At 43.4% G+C, this 20,380-nt stretch carries 18 protein-coding genes; 11 read left to right on the top strand and 7 right to left on the bottom strand.

What is annotated here, in order from left to right; all coding sequences use genetic code 11:
• Positions 1-22: 22 nt before the first annotated feature.
• Positions 23-679: a metal-dependent transcriptional regulator gene (locus BFP72_RS07960; RefSeq protein ID WP_099598631.1), complete on the bottom strand. Its 657-nt coding sequence runs from the start codon at positions 677-679 to the stop codon at positions 23-25.
• A 198-nt stretch (positions 680-877) separates the two neighbouring features.
• Between BFP72_RS07960 and BFP72_RS07955 the strand changes: the two genes are divergently transcribed.
• The 4 genes from BFP72_RS07955 (at position 878) to BFP72_RS07940 (ending at position 7,057) form a co-directional block, all read left to right on the top strand.
• Positions 878-2,074, top strand: a complete 1,197-nt coding sequence (locus tag BFP72_RS07955) for a DUF4856 domain-containing protein (protein ID WP_099598630.1) — start codon at positions 878-880, stop codon at positions 2,072-2,074.
• 66 nt (positions 2,075-2,140) lie between these two features.
• The gene (locus BFP72_RS07950) at positions 2,141-3,244 is read left to right on the top strand and encodes an imelysin family protein (protein ID WP_158233339.1); all 1,104 of its coding nucleotides are present in this window, start codon (positions 2,141-2,143) and stop codon (positions 3,242-3,244) included.
• 23 nt (positions 3,245-3,267) lie between these two features.
• Entirely contained in the window at positions 3,268-4,611 is a 1,344-nt protein-coding gene (locus BFP72_RS07945; protein WP_255397172.1) for an HTTM domain-containing protein, read from the top strand.
• A complete protein-coding gene (locus BFP72_RS07940) occupies positions 4,592-7,057 on the top strand; it encodes a TonB-dependent receptor (protein WP_099598627.1) in 2,466 nt (821 codons plus the stop codon). Before BFP72_RS07945 ends, BFP72_RS07940 begins: the two co-directional genes overlap by 20 nt.
• Positions 7,058-7,235: 178 nt before the next feature.
• On the opposite strand, the gene BFP72_RS07935 is transcribed toward BFP72_RS07940, so the two are convergent.
• Entirely contained in the window at positions 7,236-8,075 is an 840-nt protein-coding gene (locus BFP72_RS07935; RefSeq protein WP_158233338.1) for a mechanosensitive ion channel family protein, read from the bottom strand.
• 77 nt (positions 8,076-8,152) lie between these two features.
• Here BFP72_RS07935 and BFP72_RS07930 point away from each other — a divergent pair, with 77 nt between their 5' ends.
• The 7 genes from BFP72_RS07930 (at position 8,153) to BFP72_RS07900 (ending at position 16,877) form a co-directional block, all read left to right on the top strand.
• A complete protein-coding gene (locus tag BFP72_RS07930; protein WP_099598625.1) occupies positions 8,153-8,980 on the top strand; it encodes a DUF4197 domain-containing protein in 828 nt (275 codons plus the stop codon).
• Positions 8,981-9,111: 131 nt separating this feature from the next.
• Positions 9,112-9,498: a hypothetical protein gene (locus BFP72_RS07925; RefSeq protein WP_099598624.1), complete on the top strand. Its 387-nt coding sequence runs from the start codon at positions 9,112-9,114 to the stop codon at positions 9,496-9,498.
• 189 nt (positions 9,499-9,687) lie between these two features.
• On the top strand, positions 9,688-11,550 hold the full coding sequence (locus BFP72_RS07920; protein ID WP_099600723.1) for a DNA topoisomerase IV subunit B: 1,863 nt from the start codon (positions 9,688-9,690) through the stop codon (positions 11,548-11,550).
• A gap of 3 nt (positions 11,551-11,553) precedes the next feature.
• Positions 11,554-14,238, top strand: coding sequence for a DNA gyrase/topoisomerase IV subunit A (locus BFP72_RS07915; protein ID WP_099598623.1), 2,685 nt, complete (start codon positions 11,554-11,556; stop codon positions 14,236-14,238).
• A complete protein-coding gene (locus BFP72_RS07910; RefSeq protein ID WP_158233337.1) occupies positions 14,210-14,920 on the top strand; it encodes an RNA methyltransferase in 711 nt (236 codons plus the stop codon). Before BFP72_RS07915 ends, BFP72_RS07910 begins: the two co-directional genes overlap by 29 nt.
• Positions 14,917-15,522, top strand: a complete 606-nt coding sequence (locus tag BFP72_RS07905) for a vancomycin high temperature exclusion protein (protein ID WP_099598621.1) — start codon at positions 14,917-14,919, stop codon at positions 15,520-15,522. Before BFP72_RS07910 ends, BFP72_RS07905 begins: the two co-directional genes overlap by 4 nt.
• Positions 15,523-15,626: 104 nt before the next feature.
• Complete coding sequence (locus tag BFP72_RS07900) at positions 15,627-16,877, top strand: hypothetical protein (RefSeq protein ID WP_099598620.1); 1,251 nt, start codon at positions 15,627-15,629, stop codon at positions 16,875-16,877.
• Between the two features lie 62 nt (positions 16,878-16,939).
• Here BFP72_RS07900 and BFP72_RS07895 read toward each other — a convergent pair whose 3' ends face one another.
• The 5 genes from BFP72_RS07895 to BFP72_RS07875 form a co-directional block, all read right to left on the bottom strand.
• Positions 16,940-17,296: a DoxX family protein gene (locus BFP72_RS07895; protein WP_099598619.1), complete on the bottom strand. Its 357-nt coding sequence runs from the start codon at positions 17,294-17,296 to the stop codon at positions 16,940-16,942.
• An 85-nt stretch (positions 17,297-17,381) separates the two neighbouring features.
• A complete protein-coding gene (locus BFP72_RS07890; RefSeq protein ID WP_099598618.1) occupies positions 17,382-18,944 on the bottom strand; it encodes an NFACT RNA binding domain-containing protein in 1,563 nt (520 codons plus the stop codon).
• Positions 18,944-19,705, bottom strand: a complete 762-nt coding sequence (locus BFP72_RS07885) for an MBL fold metallo-hydrolase (RefSeq protein ID WP_099598617.1) — start codon at positions 19,703-19,705, stop codon at positions 18,944-18,946. Before BFP72_RS07885 ends, BFP72_RS07890 begins: the two co-directional genes overlap by 1 nt.
• Complete coding sequence (locus BFP72_RS07880) at positions 19,702-19,974, bottom strand: hypothetical protein (RefSeq protein WP_099598616.1); 273 nt, start codon at positions 19,972-19,974, stop codon at positions 19,702-19,704. The genes BFP72_RS07885 and BFP72_RS07880 overlap by 4 nt, the downstream gene beginning before the upstream one ends.
• The gene (locus tag BFP72_RS07875; protein ID WP_099598615.1) at positions 19,967-20,344 is read right to left on the bottom strand and encodes a response regulator; all 378 of its coding nucleotides are present in this window, start codon (positions 20,342-20,344) and stop codon (positions 19,967-19,969) included. The genes BFP72_RS07880 and BFP72_RS07875 overlap by 8 nt, the downstream gene beginning before the upstream one ends.
• Positions 20,345-20,380: the final 36 nt, after the last annotated feature.

Raw genomic sequence — 20,380 nt, 5'->3', positions numbered from 1 at the left:
TTCTCGTGTTGTGGATCATAGTTTATTCGGTAACTAGCAGGTTGTCTGCGACTTGTTTGGATATGAAAAGGGTTGGATGTCCTTGAATGTCTACGTGCATTGACCCATCGAAATTGTTGATGTCAAGGATTGTGATCTTGGTGCCCAGTGTAATGTTGATTTTGTCAAGATGCGATAAGAAGTCGGACTCGGAACTTTCTACACCCGTCACCATTACTTGCTTGTGGAGTGCTACATCCGTGAGCGGAACTTTTTTGCCCACGATGATTTCTCCATTTTCGTCGGGGATTGGATCACCATGTGGGTCTATCTTCGGGAACCCCAAAAAAGCATCTAGTTTTTTTACAAGTAGGGGGGATTTGATGTGCTCCAATTGTTCGGCAATGTCATGGACTTCATCCCAATTGAAATGTAGCTTGTCAACTAAAAAAACCTCCCAAAGTCTATGTTTTCTGATGACTTGCAATGCGGCCTTTTTTCCCTTGATGGCGACATTGACGCCTTTGTATTTTTTGTAGGAGACATAGCCTTTGTCACTGAGCCTTTTGATCATGTCGCTGACCGAAGCGGGTTTGGTTTTGAGTACTTCGGATATGGCGTTGGTGCCGACGGAGTGTCGGCCCGAATCGGAGAGGTGATAGATGGCTTTGAGGTAGTTTTCTTCAGCGTAGCTAAGCATGGATCTCTGAGTATAAAAGACAAAGGTAGAAAAATATATTTAGAGTAATCTAAATATATTTTAATCCTCCTATTTAACCCCGGCAATAACTCACTTAAAAGGGCTGAGGTTCAAATTATTGACCTCTTGGTTGATATATACGATTGTATGATTAGATTTGCCTTCTATTTGTATTTAGTCTGAATTAAGTAAAAGCTTATGTGTAAAGTTCTAAGAAGTGGATTATTGAGTCTAGCTATCGCAACGATGGTTTCTTGTCAAAGTGATGACGAAGGGATCGATTTTGATGTACCGACGAGTTATGTTTTCGAAAGAGAAGGTAGCAGTAGTGTTTCGTTTGACGGGCAAACAACACGAATCGCCATGTCAGAAGAGATCATCACTGCCCTGAAAGATGATGCCAACACAACGGCTAGTTTGTTGGCGATGTATGATCATCAACAAGGTGCAGATGATTTTAGCAATGCCGAACTCAATGATTCTGATAAAAATCCGAGGAGCAAAACAGCAGCATCAAGCGATTATTTTTCAGCGAATGCAACGGCTTCTGCAGCCTTCAAATCTGCCATGGATAGCTATATCACAGACCAAGTGACGGAGGTATTTCCAAATTATGGAGTACAGGCTGCAGCGGGCACTGCGGGGCAACTGGCAGATGGGGATGGTATACGCTATGTCAATGCACAGGGTCTAGAGTATAATCAGATGTTTGCCAAGTCACTCATCGGTGCCTTGATGACAGACCAAATTCTCAACAATTATCTGAGCACTACAGTGCTTGATGGTGGTACCAACGTCGCAGACAATGATGCAGGTACGGTAGAAGAGAGCAAGAGCTATACTTCAATGGAGCACAAGTGGGACGAGGCATACGGATACGTCTATGGCCAATCTCAAGATCCTGCCAATCCCAATGTGACGATTGGAGAGGACGACAGTTTCTTGAACGAGTACATTGGGAAAGTAGATCAAGACGAAGATTTTTCGGGGATTGCTGAGGAGATATTTCAAGGCTATCTGATCGGCAGAGCGGCCATCGTAGCAGGTGATTACCAAACTCGAAACGAGCAAGCAGAAATCATCCAAGAGAATATCTCGTTGGTTTTGGCGGTGAGAGGGGTATACTACCTGCAGTCTGGCAAAGAGAAACTGGACACCAACAAAGGTGGTGCTTTCCATGCTTTGTCTGAAGCCTTAGGTTTTATCAATAGTCTTCAGTTTACTCGTGTGCCAGGTACGGACCATCCTTATTTCACGCAGGAGGAAGTAGATACTATGATTGCATCATTGTTAGGGACTGAAGGATTTTGGGGCATCAGTAAGGAAACTTTGGATGATGTGTCTGATACGATAGCCGACAAGTTCAATTTCTCTGTGGCCAAAGCTGCGGACTGATGTCAGCTACGGGATGTTGAGATCTAGATGACTGTTGGTGTATTATCAGGATTTAAAAATAAAATGATGAAAAAGATTTTGTGGATGTTGGCACTGATCATGGGTGCAGCGGCATGTACTACAGATGAAGGAAACTCGAGTGATGGCTTTGATCGCCATGCGATGCTATCACATTGGGCAGATGACATCATTGTACCCAGTCTGACGGATTATGTAGGAGCTCTTGATGCCCTGTCTGCGCAGACGGAGACGTTTGTAGCGAATCCTTCTGTAGCCAATCTCGTTGCTCTACGTACTGCGTGGAAGGCTAGTTATCTGATGTGGCAGGCCGTCGGGATGTTTCAAATAGGATTGGCTGAATCGACTGATTTGCAAGGCTATACCAATACCTTTCCCGCAGATGCTGCATCGATTGATGAATTAATTCAGACTGGGGTGTATAATTTTGAATTACCCTCTCGGCGCAACCAGCAGGGTTTCCCTGCCATTGACTACTTGCTCAACGGTATCGCAAGTGATGATGACTCCATAGTCATGTTGTATACGGATGCTGGTTTAGGTGCTAATTATGCTAAGTATTTGCTTGATGTTGTTGATCGCCTTCATGATTTGAGTACTGCTGTATTGAAGGATTGGGAAGATGGGTTTCGTGATGATTTCGTTTCCAATGACGGTAGTGGAAAGGTGAGTGCGGTCGACAAGGTAGCCAATGACTATGTGTACTATTTTGAAAAATACGTAAGAGCATCTAAAGTTGGTAATCCTGCAGGTGTATTTTCAGGTCAAAAAGATGAGACTATCGTGGAGGCTTATTACCAAGAAGATTTCTCCAAAGCACTGTTTGAAGCGGGGTTGAATAGTATGCAGAATTTTTTCAATGGTAAATCAAAGTCTTCTGATCAAGATGGAGATGGTTTCGCGAGTTATTTGCTTTACCTCAGTACTTTGAAAAACAATGAACCTTTGGAGGAGCTCATCAATCTTCAGTATGATGTCGTACGTACCAAGAGTTCACAATTGTCGGATAGTTTTGTGGAACAGGTGGAGACGGACAATGTTGCCATGCTAGAGACCTATGATCTCATGCAACAAAACGTTGTCTTTTTGAAAGTAGACATGCTTTCTGCTCTCAATATAGCAGTAGACTATCAGGACGCGGATGGGGACTAATGTCTGACTTGCTAATGTCCTATATGTCACGAAAATCAGAGGCCGCTCCATTAGCGGTCTTTCGTGTTTTATTTGGATTGATGATGGTGTGGAGCGTCATTCGCTTCTGGTACAACGGATGGATCCAAAAGCTGTATCTCGCTCCAACGTTTCATTTTAACTATTATGGTTTTGAGTGGGTACAACCGATCGGTCTATGGACCTATCTTCTCTTTGTATTGTGTGGATTGTCTGCTTTGGCGGTGACGCTAGGTTATCACTACCGCATAGCTATAGTTGTCTTCTTTTTGAGCTTTACATACATCGAATTGATGGACAAGACGACTTATCTGAATCATTACTATTTCGTGAGTTTAGTCAGTTTCCTGATGATTTTTTTGCCCGCTCATGTCTATTTCTCACTTGATGCCAAACGAAATCCGGACCGTGCCTGTCAATACATTCCACAGTGGACAATAGATGTGATCAAGCTGATGCTGTGCATCGTTTATTTCTATGCTGGACTAGCCAAACTCAATTCGGATTGGTTGCTAGATGCCATGCCACTCAAAATCTGGCTTCCTTCCAAATACGATATCCCCATCATAGGTGGGCTGTTGCAATATACTTGGACTCATTATGCCTTCAGTTGGGGTGGAGCATTGTATGATTTGAGTATTCCCTTTTTGATGCTTTTTCGACGTACGCGAGGTGTGGGTTTTGCAATGATCGTAGGATTTCATCTACTTACCCGCGTTCTTTTTCCCATTGGTATGTTTCCTTACTTGATGATTGCTAGTGCTTTGATTTTCTTTGATTCCACACGATTACATTGTGCAGTGACACGTGTTTCTCATTGGTTAAGGATAGACATGTCTCAGTTTGATAACCACCGATATTACCAAGAATCGACTATTTCCATTCAAAAAGCAAAAATTGCCCTCTTTAGTGTTTTCTTTGTGCTTCAATTGCTGCTGCCGTTTCGGTATTTGATGTATCCTGGTGAACTCTTTTGGACACAGGAGGGGTTTCGATTCTCTTGGCGGGTGATGCTCGTGGAGTCTGCGGGTTCTGCCATGTTCAAGGTAGTCGATCTGCAATCCGGAAAGCGTTTTTATGTCGATAACGCTAACTTTTTGACTCCTTTTCAAGAAAAGCAAATGGCCTTTCAGCCTGATTTCATCTTGGAGTATGCGCATAGGTTGGAAGCATACTATGAGGAGATAGAAGGCAAGGAGCTAGCAGTATATGTGGATTGTTTTGTAGCCATGAATGGGAGGTTGAGCCAACGGTACATCGACCCTCAGGTAGATTTGACAAAAATTGAGGAGTCCTTTCGTCACAAAGATTGGATACTACCTATGAAGGATGAGATTGAAGGTTTATAGTATTATACTCGTTTTTATTTTGGGTACAACCCAAATCTTGCAAGCCCAATATGTACTGACTGGTACAGTCAAGGATGCTGTGAGTGGTGCCCCCATAGATGGGGCACAGATCATCGTCAAAGAGACGAGTAGTATTGAAACAACTCATACAGCTGGGCGGTTTGAGATCAAAGGGCTACTCCAAGGGCAGTATACGGTCGTCGTGTTTTCGTATCAATACGAAACTTTGACGGTTTCAGTGGATATTGATGGAGATACCGAGATGGATTTTTCGCTCAATGAACTTTCTCAAGAGCTCTCAGAAGTAGTGATTAGTCAAAAGAAAGACGAGATCTTCGGCCTTAAGCGTCTACAACCTGTCGAAGGGACTTCTATCTATGCAGGCAAAAAAACGGAAGTAATCCTACTGGACAACATGGTAGGGAACAGGGCCACCAACAATGCGCGACAAGTGTATGCGCAAGTGGTCGGGCTCAATATATACGAGAGCAACGACGGAGGGCTACAGCTCAGTATTGGTGGCCGTGGACTTGATCCAAATCGTACGTCCAATTTCAATACACGCCAAAATGGTTACGATATCAGTGCAGATGTACTGGGGTATCCTGAGAGTTATTACACACCGCCAGTTGAAGGGCTGGAGGAGATCGAAGTAATCCGTGGTGCCGCCTCCTTACAATACGGTACTCAGTTTGGAGGTTTGCTTAATTTCAAAATGAAACAACCTGTGACGGATAAGAAAATAGAACTCAATACAAGACAAACCGTCGGTTCGTATGGGTTGTTTACGAGTTTCAATAGTCTCAGTGGTACGATTGGGAAAGTCAGTTACTATACGTATGTCAACTATAAACAGGGGAATGGCTATCGTCCCAATTCTGACTTCAATTCCTTCAATTACTTTGGCGGGGTACAGTATCAAATCAGTGAACGTACAAAAGTTTCTTTTGAGTATACCTATTTGTACTACTTGGCACAACAGGCAGGAGGATTGACGGACGAACAATTCGCTAAGGATCCATTGTTTAGTAATCGTGAGCGAAATTGGTTTGGGATCAATTGGAACTTATACTCATTCAAACTGGAGCAAAAAATCGGCCAACGTACGGACTTGAGCTTTACTGTTTTTGGATTAGATGCCGATCGCAAGGCACTAGGATTTCGTGGCATTCCAGGGGCTGATGGAGCCAATCGAAACCCTGTCAGTGAGCCAGACTGGACCGATGAAAATGGAGAATACATATACACTAGAGACTTGATCATTGGAGAGTTCAATAATTGGGGTGCTGAAATCAGGCTACTCAGTCGTTACAGTTTGTGGCAAAAGGATGCAGTCTTTTTAGTAGGAGCGAAGTATTACAATGCACACAACAGTTCTCGTCAAGGTCCAGGCATAGGGGGGACAGGAGCTGATTTTTATTTTGATTTGGTAGATAATCCGGATTATTCAGGTACCTCTGATTATAGTTTTCCCAATTTGAATTTTGCAGCGTTCGGTGAAAACATCTTCTTTTTGACGGATAATTTATCCATCACACCGGGAGTCCGATTTGAATACATTCGTACAGAGAGTCATGGGGCGTATTGGGACGCGACAGCTCGTACGATGATTTCTGAAGACGAGACCCTTCAGCGTGGTTTTGTTTTGTTGGGCTTGGGGGTGAGTCAATCTTTTGATGAGGGACTTGAGTTGTATGGTAACATATCTCAAAATTATCGTTCGGTGACTTTCAGCGACATTCGTACGGTCAGCCCTTCTTTTAAGATCGATCCGAATATTTATGATGAAACAGGCTTTACAGCCGATGTAGGGTTCCGTGGCAATTGGCAAAACATTCTCTCGTATGATGCGGGGGTGTATTCTCTGCTTTACAATGATCGTATTGGAATCATTTTTGACGATCGAGCCAATCGGGTTCGGACAAATATTGGAGATGCCATCATTTATGGGGTGGAGATGTTTGTAGATGTCAATTTGGCCAAGGTGACTCATATCGATGCGATGCAGTACAAACTCAACTGGTTTGTCAACAATGCTTTCACCGACTCTAGATACATAGATGCAGTACAAGGCAACAATGGAGTAGAAGGAAACAAGGTGGAGTTCATTCCTTTTGTCAATCTCAAAACAGGGATCAACGCGGGGTACAAAAACCTACTTGCAAGTGTCCAGTTTACATATTTGACTGAACAATATACCGATGCAGAGAACTCTCCGGTGACAGAAGATACGGATGACCGGGCTGGAGTAATCGGTGAGATTCCGTCTTACCATATTTTGGATGTATCGATGTCTTACAGCCACAAGTTTCTGCGTTTTGAGACAGGCGTTACCAACTTGACCAACAATAGCTATTTTACCCGAAGAGCTACAGGTTACCCTGGACCTGGAATCATCCCGTCTGACGGTCGAGGTTTCTACTTTACTTTGGGTGTCAAGATCTAAATTAGACCTTTTAGAACAGGGGTGCTTCGTGTCCATGAGACGAATTGATCAACTTGTTTTGGAGAGAGGGGAGTTGCGTTATGCACAAAAGTGTACGAAGCGAGGGGCATTTCTATAAAGTAGATTAACCGTTAGAAGAAGGATTTTTCATGGTGGGATCGGTAGTGTGTGAAATGGCTTAAGAACCGCCACCTGATACAATATGGATGTCGCGCTGTGGAAATGGGATAGTAATGTTGTTACTATTGAATGCCTTGTAGATTTCTTTGCGGATCTCACTTTTGACGTACTCTATTTCCCACATGTTTTTGGTCCAAAAGTAAACTTCCAAGTCAAGTGACGAATTGCCAAACTCTATAAATCGAGCAAAGGGCTCTGGGTGTTTGGCTACCTGTTTGTTTTTGAGTGCCGCACTGAGAATGAGTTTTTCGGCACGATCCAAATCGGTACCATAAGCCACTCCTACCTCTACATGAAAGCGCGTCGCTTCACGGTTGTGGGACCAGTTGATGACATTGTCCCCGACCAATTTTGAGTTGGGTACGATGATCATGATGTTGTCTCGTGTCACTACGTTGGAAGTACGCATGTTGATTTCTGTGATTTTCCCCACCAAACCATCCAATTCTACAATGTCACCCACCGTCACGGTTCCTTCTATGAGCAGGACCAAGCCAGACACTAGATCATTGAAAAATTGTTGGATACCAAGACCCAAACCGACCAAAAGAGCTGCTGAACCTGCCAACAATAGAGTCAGTTTGATTCCCATCGTCTCGAGTCCTATTGCGATCGCTGCGACAATCAATATGTACTTGACGATTTGGTAAAAAGCTAAACTACGACCTTCGTCATAGTTTTTGGCTTTGATCTGTCGGAGAAAAATCCGGTAGATGATCAGTAAGATAAGCTTGGTCGCAATGAATATCCCTGCTAAGGCCAATATGTGATAGACCATGATTTGATACTTTCCAAAATGCAAAAGTTCTATTTGCAGGAAGTCTTTCATTGTTGACATATCCATGTTTTTTTTGAAAACTAAGTTATAATCTTTTGGACAATGTTACATTTGAGGACAAGCAGAATCTTACATTTATGAGAAAAATACAAGTGCTATGCCTATTGATTTGGGCAGCAGCCATGATGAGTTGCGAAGAAGCGGAGAAATTCTTTGATACCGGACTCACAGAACAGGAAATTGCGGAAGGTCTCAAGACGGCTTTGCAGCAAGGAGTAGATTCATCTACGGTCTCGGCTTCATCTGTGGATGGCTATCTCAAAAATGAAATCATCAAGATCTTGTTACCCGAAGAGGTCGCTGAACTGCAAGACTTAGTACAGCATGGCTCTGCTTCTGTGCTCGGGGTGAATGTAAAGTACAGTACGATCATGGAAGTCTATGTAGCCGCCAATGCCAATATCGATCAGGATCCCTTCGAGGAGTTGGTCACAGCGATGAATCGTGGAGCAGAATCGGCTGCTACAAAAGCTTCGCCTATTTTTATGTCTGCTCTCACCGAGATGAGTATTGCCGATGCGCTGGGTATTTTGCAGGGAGGCGAGACGGCTGCTACGGATTATTTTCTTGAACGTACGAGGGAGCAGCTGGTTGAGGCGTTTCAGCCAGACCTTACGACAGCATTGGGGCAGACCCAAGCCTTGGAACTGTATGAAAGCATTCATGGGTTTTTGAATTATGAATATGAAGTCGATCTTGTATTGACAAGTCAGACGATTGCGGTGAAGGATTATATCCAACAAGATATTCCTGAATCTATAGAAGGCTATGCCACAGAGCATGCTGTGGACGGGATTTTTTACCTGATAGGGGAGGAAGAAAAAAAGATCCGAGCCAATCCCATGGACTATGTGAGTGCGATCATCCAAAAAGTATTTGGGAGTAGTGAAGCACAGGCGGTTTGAGTTTTATAATGAATAGACTTTCGTTACTTTAGCGGTCTCAAATCAAATCCAATATGGTCAAAGCAATTAAATTCTGTTACCTCATTTCAGTTCCATTGTTTCTAGCGGTATTGTTATACTATTATGCATTGATGCCGGAGAGCGTCGGGGTGTATTTTGATGAGGATGGGTTGGTGAAGGAGAGCTTGTCCAAGAGTAATTTTTTCTATGTGTGTATTGGATTGTTTGCCCTCACCAATGGGATGATTTTCATCTACCGTAGACTGGTGAGTAGTCAAGTCAATCATGACTTGATTGATTTTCAACACATGACACGTGTGGAGAGTAACTACCACTGGTGGAACGGTCTATCTCTCATGATCAACGTGTTCTATATCCTATCCATCATCTTCATAGGCTTGTATCATAGCAAGGAGAAATTTGATATCACCGATTACACCGCTTTGGTCGTACTAGGTCCTCTTTTTATTGTCCTTTGGATTTTTTGGTTTATCTATTTACAATTTACGAAGAAATAAAAACCTGTTGTTAGTCAGTGGGTTATAATGCTGTGATTCAATAAGTCATCCAATGAGTTAGCTCGTTTACAGGTTTAAACGAGGAATTACGGCTTCCATTTTTCGCAGCAAATCGGCTATATTCACGGTTTGTTTATTACGCACGATGCTTGGTTTTGGGGCATCTCAATGATTGATCAAAAAGATATTATGGCTGAAAAAGTTGAATACACGGAAGATAGTATCAAATCCCTTGATTGGAAAGAACACATCCGTCTCCGTCCTGGTATGTATATCGGCAAGTTGGGTGACGGTTCTGCACATGACGATGGGATCTATGTACTCGTCAAAGAAGTCATGGACAACTGTATCGATGAGCACATGATGGGATATGGCAAGACTATCCAGGTCAAGGTCGGTGATCATCGCGTAGAGGTGAGAGACTATGGACGTGGTATTCCGCTGGGTAAGGTCGTGGACTGTGTTTCCAAAATCAATACGGGTGGCAAATACGACTCTTCAGCCTTTCAAAAATCGGTAGGGCTAAATGGCGTGGGTACAAAAGCGGTCAACGCTCTCTCAACCTATTTTCGCGTACAGTCCTTCCGTGATGGAGAAACCAAGATGGCAGAGTTCAATGCGGGCAACATCACGCTCGACTCGCCAGTAGAAAAGTCAGAGCAGCGCAATGGGACCAAGATAACCTTCGAGCCAGATGCGTCAGTATTCAAAAACTACCATTTTATTCCAGAATACCTCGACAATCTGATATGGAATTACGCCTTCCTCAACGCAGGATTGACGATCAACTTCAACGGGCAGAAATACCATAGCGAAAACGGTCTCAAAGACCTTTTGGCGAAGAAGACAGATGTCGAAAGCCAACGCTATCCAATCATACACCTCAAAGGTGAAGATATAGAAATTGCTCTGACACACTCCAATCAGTATGGGGAAGAGTACTATTCATTTGTCAATGGGCAAAACACGACGCAGGGAGGAACACACCTCGCAGCATTCAGAGAGGCAGTAGTCAAAGTGGTCAGGGACTTCTACAAGAAGGACTATGATGCAGCTGATATCCGAGCCAGTATCGTCGGAGCGATCGCTGTTCGGGTACAGGAGCCCGTATTTGAGTCTCAGACCAAGACCAAGCTAGGTTCGTTGACCGTGGTGCCAGAGGGAGCGACCATGCGGACTTTCGTATTGGATTTTCTCCGAAAGAGTCTCGACGACTATTTGCACAAAAACCCAGAGACAGCGGATGCTCTACTCAAGCGTATCCTTCAGTCTGAGCGTGAGCGCAAAGACATCGCTGGTATCAAAAAACTCGCCAATGAGCGTGCGAAAAAAGCCAATCTACACAACAAAAAACTAAGAGACTGTCGTCTCCATTTTGATGACAAAAAAGGAGACGAGGACAAGAAGAATGGGACGATGCTTTTCATCACAGAGGGAGACTCTGCCAGTGGATCCATCACTAAATCACGCGACGTACAGACGCAGGCGGTTTTCAGTTTGAGAGGCAAGCCGTTTAACTGCTTTGGGAGTACAAAGAAGGTCGTGTATGAAAACGAAGAGTTCAACCTACTCCAACATGCACTCAATATTGAGGACGGGATAGAGGGGTTGCGCTACCGCAAAATCGTCATTGCGACGGATGCCGATGTGGATGGGATGCACATTCGCCTGCTATTGATGACTTACTTCTTACAGTTCTTCCCAGAAGTGGTCAAAAATGGTCATTTGTTCATTCTTGAGACGCCATTGTTTCGAGTGAGAAACAAGAAAGAAACGATCTATTGCTACTCAGATGAAGAGCGTCAAAAGGCCATTGCCAAGCTAGGTAACAAGCCAGAGATCACACGGTTCAAAGGACTGGGAGAGATCTCACCGGAGGAGTTTGGAGAGTTTATCGGAGAGGACATTCGTCTCGAACCCGTCATACTCAACAAAGACACGAAAGTAGAACAGCTTCTGAAATTTTATATGGGCAAAAACACGCCTGATCGACAGAATTTTATCATCGAAAAATTAAGAGTAGAAAAGGACCTAGTAGAGGAAGTAGCGTAACAAATGGAAGAAAACGGACAAGAACCAAACGAAGAATTAAATAACGAGTCTAACGAGCCAATCCACAATGTGCTGCCCGTATCGGGCCTGTACGAAAACTGGTTTTTGGATTATGCCTCTTATGTAATCCTAGAGCGCGCGGTACCTGCCATCAATGATGGTTTGAAGCCTGTGCAGCGACGAATTCTCCATGCGATGAAGGAGATGGATGACGGGAGGTACAACAAGGTTGCCAATATCATCGGATCTACCATGCAGTATCACCCGCACGGAGACATGTCCATCGGTGACGCCATGGTCAACCTCGGGCAAAAAGAACTACTCATCGATATGCAGGGCAACTGGGGAGATGTGCGCACGGGGGATCGTGCGGCAGCATCTAGGTATATTGAAGCTCGGCCCTCCAAGCTGGCGCTGGATATCCTGTACAACCCACAGACGACAGACTGGCAGCTCTCCTATGATGGTCGTAAGAAGGAGCCCGTGACACTTCCTGTAAAATTCCCCTTGCTACTGGCTCAGGGGGTAGAAGGGATCGCGGTGGGTCTATCTACCAAAATTTTACCGCACAATTTCTGCGAGTTGATCGAGGCATCTATCAAACACCTGAGAGGCAAACCCTTCAAGCTTTATCCTGATTTTCAGACGGGTGGAGTCATCGATATAGAGGAGTACAACAAAGGGGGACGTGGTGGAAAAGTAAAGGTGCGTGCGAAAATCGAAGAGTATGACAAGAAAACACTCGTCATCAAGGACATTCCTTTTGGTACCACCACCACCAGTGTGATAGAGTCTATTATCAAAGCCAACGACAAAGGGAAAATCAAAATCAAAAAGGTAGTAGACAATACTGCCAAGGATATTGAGATTTTGGTAGAGCTGGCCAATGGTGTCTCTCCAGATATTACCATGGATGCACTGTATGCTTTCACGGATTGTCAAGTATCGATCTCGCCAAATGCCTGCGTGATCGTCGATGAGAAGCCTATATTCACCAATGTGGATGAGATCCTCCGTATCAATACAGATCAGACGGTCAAGTTGCTCAAGCAAGAGTTGGAAATCAAGAGAGGAGAATTGCTGGAGAAAATCCTGTTTTCGTCTCTCGAAAAAATATTTATAGAGAACCGCATCTATCGTGACATAGAAGAGTGCGAAACGTGGGAAGCCGTACTCGAAACGATCGATCAGGGACTGGAACCGTTCAAGGAGCAGTTTTACCGTGAGATCACGCAGGACGACATCATCCGATTGACAGAGATCAAAATCAAGCGTATCTCTAAATTTGATAAGTTCAAGGCTGATGAGCTCATGAAGCGCCTGCAAGAGGAGTTGGCGGAAGTAGAGCATCACTTGGCCAATCTGGTAGACTATGCCGTGGCTTATTTCGAAAACCTGCTCAAAAAATACGGAGAGGGCAGAGAGCGTAAGACAGAAATCTCATCCATCGAAACGATCACTGCCACGACAGTGGCGGCCAACAATGCCAAGTTGTATGCTAATTTCAAAGAAGGATTTGTAGGCTATGGTATGAAGAAGGATGAATTCATTTCGGACTGTTCGGATTTGGATGACATCATTGTATTTCACAAAAACGGAACCTTCTCAGTAGTCAAAATCCAAGACAAAGTCTTTGTAGGCAAGGATATCATCCATGCGGCGGTCTTCAACAAGAACGACGAGCGAATGGTCTACAACATGGCCTATGTGGATGGTAAGTCTGGACGATCAATGGTCAAGCGCTTCAGCGTGACCTCCATCACCAGAGACCGTATCTATAACCTGACCAAAAGCGACAAGGGATCTAAGGTACACTACTTCACTGCCAACCCAAATGGAGAAGCTGAGCTAGTGACGGTATACCTGACGGCAGGTTCTTCTGCACGCAAAAAGGTTTTTGACTTTGATTTCGCGGATATAGAAATCAAAGGACGTGCGGCAGGAGGGAATACACTGACCAAATACCCTGTACGTAAAGTTGTACTTAAATCTGAAGGAAAGTCAACACTCTCTGGGACAGATATTTGGTATGACGAAACCATTGGCCGACTGAATCGGGACGAGCGCGGCAAGTTGTTGGGTAACTTCAATGCGGATGATAAAATTATCGTTTTTTTCAAAGATGGAAACTGTGAATTGACCTCATTTGAGCTTTCTAATCACTACAACCAGAACCATATTTATAAGATCGAAAAGTTCGATCCGAATGGGATTGTCACAGCTATTCATCAAGATGGTGAGTCAAAGATTTCCTACATCAAGCGGTTTGCGATAGAAGCTACGAGTATTGACAAGACTTACAATTTGATCAATGATACTAAAAACTCGAAGTTGCTTTTCTTGACCTCTACGACCAACCCAAAAGTAGAAATAGGCTACCGCAAGAAGGGAGAACGAAGCAAGTCCGTCAAGGAGTTTGAATTGTCAGAGATCATCGATAAGAAGGGGTGGAAGGCGATAGGGAATAAATTTCCTGTACAAAATATACTGTCAGTGACAGAAATTGTCAGCGAACAGGTAGCAGCAGAACCCTCTACTGGCGATCTCGATGCACTCAAGGAAAGCATAAAAGCCGAAGTGAAAAAAGAGGAAAAAACAGGGGATGGCTATGATGTAGGTTCGTCCATTGATCTCGGTACGGACAAGAAAGATGACAAGGATGAAAAAGATCAACTCGGACTCTTTTGATCAACAAACGTATGATCAGAAACTGCTTCGTTATCTAGATGCCTACGTGACTGATCACAAGAAGGAGAAGTTTGATCAAATTCTAAATCAGCGTACGCGTGGGCTGACCTTGGTGCTGGAGGATATCTTCAAGTCACATAATGCTAGCGCGGTATTGCGTACGGCGGAGTGTCTTGGGTTACAAGATGTACATGTGGTCGAACAGCACAACCGGTTTGATTTTAACCCCTATGTGTTGCGCGGATCAGGCAAATGGCTTACGGTTCATCACCACAAAAATGCAGAACAAAACATCGAGAATTGCTTTCATGCTTTGCGTAAGCAGGGCTATCAAATATTGGCTACTGCACCTCGAGAGGCGATAGATTATCGCACAGTCGATCTCAGCAAAAAGACGGCCGTAGTATTTGGAGCGGAAGAAACAGGAATCAGTGATTATGTCAAAGAACATGCGGACCAATTGATTACCATTCCGATGGCAGGCTTTACCGAGAGCTTCAATATCTCGGTCAGTGCAGCTATCGTGTTAGAATTTTACAATCACGCAATAAGAAAGCAAGAAGGATGGCAACTTTCTTCGGAAGAAAAGTTTTCTTTGTTGCTAGAGTGGTATCAGAAAGTGGTGCCCAAAATCGATATGCATTTAAAGTATTTCGACCAAAACCAAACCAAATTTGAATGAAACTCATTCGTTATCTCTTCGGAGGATTTTTAGTGATTCTAGGCTTTCTTATCTTTTGCAATGTGTGGATCATAGGAGAAACTTCTGATCGTGTCTATGCAGACTCTAGACAAGTAATAGGGGCTGAAGTAGCTCTGGTCTTTGGGACAAGTAGCAAGTTGGTCGGTGGAGATGCCAATCCGTTTTTTGTCAACCGTATGAAAGCCGCTGTAGAGCTCTACAAATCTGGTAAAGTGGAAAAGCTTCTTTTGAGTGGTTCTAGAGACTCTATATACTACAACGAAGCACAAATGATGGAGGAGTTTCTGATAGAAGAAGGGGTGCCCCAGTCCAGCATATTGCTGGATGATCATGGAGACCGCACACTTGAGTCCATTGAGCGGTTGAGAGATGTATATGGCTATACGCAGTGTGTGATGGTCACGCAACAATACCATGCTTATCGTTGTATCTTCATTGCAGACAAGCTGGGGATACAAGCAGAGTGTTATCAGGCCCAAACTCCCGAGATATTTGAGCATAAAAAGGCCATTCTCAGAGAATTGTTTGCTCGAACCAAGGCCATCCTAGATCTATACCTGCTTTATCCCGAAAATAATTGAATAGTTAGTGTGAGGCAGTTGTTTTAATACTAAGTACAATGTCATAATTTCGCATTAAATTGCGTAATTGCTATTCAGTTAAAGATTAAATCTCCCCTGTACCTATGGAAGTACCGTTTGACACTTATCATAAAGACAAAAGTGTTTACTATTTCGCCAACGAACCGTTCAACTTTCAGAGTGAATACCTCAGTCTCTATTTGCAAAAAGGTATCGAGGAGTTGGGGAGCAAGTTGGATGTCCATGACTTATTGGTCACTACTGCACAGGAGATTGCTTTTACCGCATTTTCAAAATACTTCGAAGGCAAGGATAGACTCACTAAAATCGAACGACGCAAAAAGTGTGTAGAGGATTTTTATGCGCACTGTGGGTTTGGACGGATTGATTTGACCAGTATCCAGCCCAAAGGTGGCTATATCGAAGCATTGTCTGAGCATTATGCCATGGCGTGGAAAAGGCACTTTGGTGTAAGAGATCCCAAGCTGCCAGGTGTAAGTTATTTCACACTAGGTTTTCTGTGTGGAGCGATTGAGGCTATATTTGGTGTGAAAGCAGGTACTTTCAGAGGCAAGCAAATTCTATGTCTTTCTAAAGGACAAGGCTCTTGCAAGTTTGAGATATATAGGGGGTTCAAACGGAGTATCAATTCATCACCAGGCATCGGGAAGGTACAAAAAATTGCGGATCAAGAAGATGTATTTGTGCCCAATGGTACCAGTGTAGTCGAAGCTATCAATGGGCTGAACCTGAGCGGATTGGATAGTAAGAAAGGGTTGATTGATCAGTTTGATATGACGCTGGTCAAGCAGTTTTCCAATTACATGGCTATGATAGAGATTAAACTCTTGATGCAGGCCAAAAAACTTGGCCCTGGCGGACTCAAGGCTATCAAGACCTTTTTGGAAAAGCTGGGAGAAGGAAACGTTTATTTCACGATTGGCAAGATGATTAATTCAGACTATTGGCATGAATACATCGAGTCTTCGGTAGGCAAAAACTATGAGAGTGAATTGTACGCGTGCTTGGACGTATTCACTGCATTTGGTTGTGGAAGGTGGCAATTGACAGCTGTATCTACTGGACAATTTAGAGTCAGTATCACGCACAACCCCGAGACCAATGCTTTCCTCAAATTGGTAGGAAATACCAAGTCTCCATTGAGTTTTTATGCAGGAGGTCTGATGATGGGGCTCGCCAATATGCTGGACAAAGGAGCAAAGACTGCGGGTGATGGAATAGACATGGCTTTTGTCAATAAGCTAAAGAATGGTACCCATCACTTTGAGTATGTGCAAGCCAAATCACGAATGGTAGGTTCTGAAATCGATGCGCTTGTCGTCAGTAGAACCTAACGACAAGCCAAGACATCTGCATATTCATTGAAATATGTACTTCTTTTTTTCCTGCTTGTTACTTAGTCTCGGACATGGCCTGCGATAAACCAAGCAGCGCCACCTAGAGCGATGTCTTTGAGCAGGCTAGGCATGGATGAATCACTGCCTCCCATCACGCTGGGCAGGTGGATCATCACAGCAAATAGGATGAGCATCAATCCAAGCAATTGACTTGCTGTTTTGGCTTTTTTGCCAATGATAATACCTAATGCTGCAGCAATCAAAGCTACTCCGGTCAAATAAACCCAGAATATGCCACCAGGCAAATATGAGGGGACCATGCCTGACATGCCGTCAGCACTCATAAAATGGAATATACCAAAAATCATCATCGGGATGGCAAAGAGAAACTTGCCCATTGTCGGTAGTATGTTCATAGAATAGTTGTTTAGTTTCGTTCGATTTTCACGCCTTGATAGAGAAAGTATGAAAATTCTGACACATTGTCAACTCCGGCAAGTGCTAATCATTGATTTGTCGAGTAGGTTTCACCATTACAACCTCTTCACGGTCTACGAGGACCTGACCTGGCAGACTCCCCTTTGGTTTTCGTACATATTTTTTGAGGGTATAGATGACTGGACAGAGTGTGTCATTTTTTCGTTTGGAGTACCAAGCTGCCAGAGTCGCTGCTTGCTCAATGACGTGCTTGGGAAAGGGAAGGTGGTTGAGGTTGCGGATCACTACATGTGAGCCTGAGACATCTTTGGCATGAAGCCATAGATCGTTTTTCCTTGCATACTTCTGAGTGAGGAGATCGTTGTTTTTGGCATTTTTGCCTAGGAGCACTTCATATCCATCAATTACGAAGTGTAGAAAGGGCAATTGTGCTGCCCTTGATTGGGAATCCTTACTTTGTGACTTGTTCCAGGTCCTCAATGCTCGCAAATCGTCCATTTCATTGATCTGATCAATTTGTTCATTGAGAGACTTGAGTTGTTTTGTTTTCTTCCCTAGGTTTTTTTTCGCAGTATCTAATTCTATCCCTTGGTTTTTAGCCTTTCGGTAATAGCCCTCTGCACTCTGTTGAAGTGTTGTTTTGGGTTTGATTTTGATTTCAATCTCTTCGTTGGTATAGAAGTCGAACAACCGAATACTATTTTGTTCGCGAGTGATAGGCACATGTAGGTTGGCCATTAGGATGTTGGCTAACTCATCGTACTTGCGACTGTGCTGAATTTCGTGAATTTTATTTTGTGTGTTGGTAATGTAGTTGTGGGCTTTGGCTTTCTCTTTTTCCAGTTGTTTGAGTAGGCTTTGTTTTTCTTTGGAAAACTGGTAATTGGTAAAGAAGGCTTGCGCATAGCGGTTGCTGATCTCGATTGCCGATGCAAAAGTACTCCTTTGCTCTTTTCCTTCTATTGGAATCAAACTTAACTTCGGAATCTCTTGATTAGGTTCATAGAGGTAGAATTCGCGTTGATCCAATAACGCTAAAACATGACTGATTATGTCGTTTTTTTTGGTCGGTGAGGCTTCCTCGAAACTGAGTTCTGTCAAGTATCTGAGTATCGTCTTGTCGAATGTCGGAAATAATATGCGCAAGTTGTAGTTCTCACGTGTCCATGATTCAATACTATGATCTATAGGTCTATCCAGCGAATCCAACTGTAACTTGGCATCTTGGATCAACTCTTTCTTAAACATCGAGACAAACCGTTTTTTCTGATACAAAAGGATATTGCCCCGGCGCCCATGCAACTTGAATAGCAAGATACAGTCTTCCAGGATGATTGAGAAGCAACGTTCATTGATGTATTGCCTTACCCCTGCAACGCGTTGCTGGATGGCCGCATCAAATAGGTCTACTGAGTTTCGCTTCGCCCGAGCAAAATGCTGTGGAAAGGAGAGGAGTGAGGCTTGACCATCCAAATTAGCCTTGAGGTGGAAGATTTTCTCATCAGACTCAAACAAGAAAATCAATTCATCTTTGTTTTGACTAAAGCATGCTGTCAATTTCATGCCAGTGATACACTCTGCGATCTCCTGACTGAGATGTCTGAGGAAGTAATAATTGAACTGCATCAGCAAGTAATGGTCAATCCATCATAGGCCAAAGATACATGGTCGGGCAGGCTTTGTTCTACCTCTTGATGTAGTCCGAGGTAGTGGCTTATGTGGGTGAAATAGGCTTTTTTAGGTTGAAGTTCTTCGACAATATCTAAAGCTTCGCTGAGCGTCAAATGTGAGATGTGTTCTTTGATCTGTAACGCATTGAGCACTAAGACATCCAGGCCTTTCAGTTTTTCCTTTTCTGCAGAAGATATGGTCTTGGCATCTGTGATGTAGGCAAAGGAACCCACTTTAAATCCATAAACGGGCAATTGATAGTGCATCACCTCCACAGGCTCGATTAAGACCTGACCAATAGGAAAGGGAGAGTTGTCAATCTCATGTACTTCTAATGTCGGTACACCAGGATACTTGACCTCTGCAAAGGCATAGGAAAATTCTTCTTTGAGTCGATCAATGACGCTCGGGCGTGCATAGATCGGCATGTCCTTCTTTTGTTTGAAATTGAAACTACGAATGTCATCCAAACCAGCGACATGATCCTTGTGCTCGTGAGTAAAGACCACAGCATCCAATTTTTTGACTCGATTGATGAGCATCTGTTGACGAAAGTCTGGTCCCGTATCTACAACGATGCACGTGTGGTCTTGTTCGATCAAAACCGACGATCTTAACCTTTGATTTTTGAAGTCAACACTACTACAAACTTCGCATTCGCAGGCAATGACCGGAATGCCTTGTGAAGTACCGGTACCAAGAAATGTAATTTTCAAATTTCGAGTTGCTTATGAGTCAATTCGTGCAGAAAGCTCTTGTTTTTGTCACTTAACCCTTCTTTGGATAATGTTACTTCTTTGAGGATCTCCATGAGACAATTGATCTTGCCGTCCAAAGAATAAAACTTATTGACGATGATAACCTTGGCTTCATTGAGGACACAGTAGCCTGACTGGAAGTTTCCTTTTTCGTAACGCAAAATATAATCTGACTCAGAGAAGAGGTCTTCTAGTTTGTTCAGAAAATGTTTTGAGTATTTAATCATCTTGCTCCGTATATAATTTTACTTTGTCTACCAACAAGTCAAAATTAAGCGGTTTGGGGATGTATTCATTGATACCTACCTCCTTAAAATCATTGATGGAGTAGTTCTTGGCATTGCCTGTGATTGCTAGGATTGGTATTTTTGACTTGATGGGGTCTGTTAAGTTTCTAATTTGTTTGGCACATTCCATGCCGTCCATTTTGGGCATGTTGATATCCATCAAAATCAAGTCAAAATCTTCTTTGTTCAAGACGTCCAATACTTCTTGGCCATTTTTTACAGCTATGATACTGAAATTCTGTATCTGTAGTATTTTTTTGGTAAGGTTTTGAATAACGGAGCTGTCTTCCGCAATTATTATTTTCTTCATCTTAAACTAATTTAACCACTCTTTTCACATCGCTTG

The sequence above is a fragment of the Reichenbachiella sp. 5M10 genome, assembly GCF_002742335.1.
GTDB lineage: Bacteria > Bacteroidota > Bacteroidia > Cytophagales > Cyclobacteriaceae > Reichenbachiella.
This window is presented reverse-complemented; position numbering and strand designations above follow the sequence as displayed.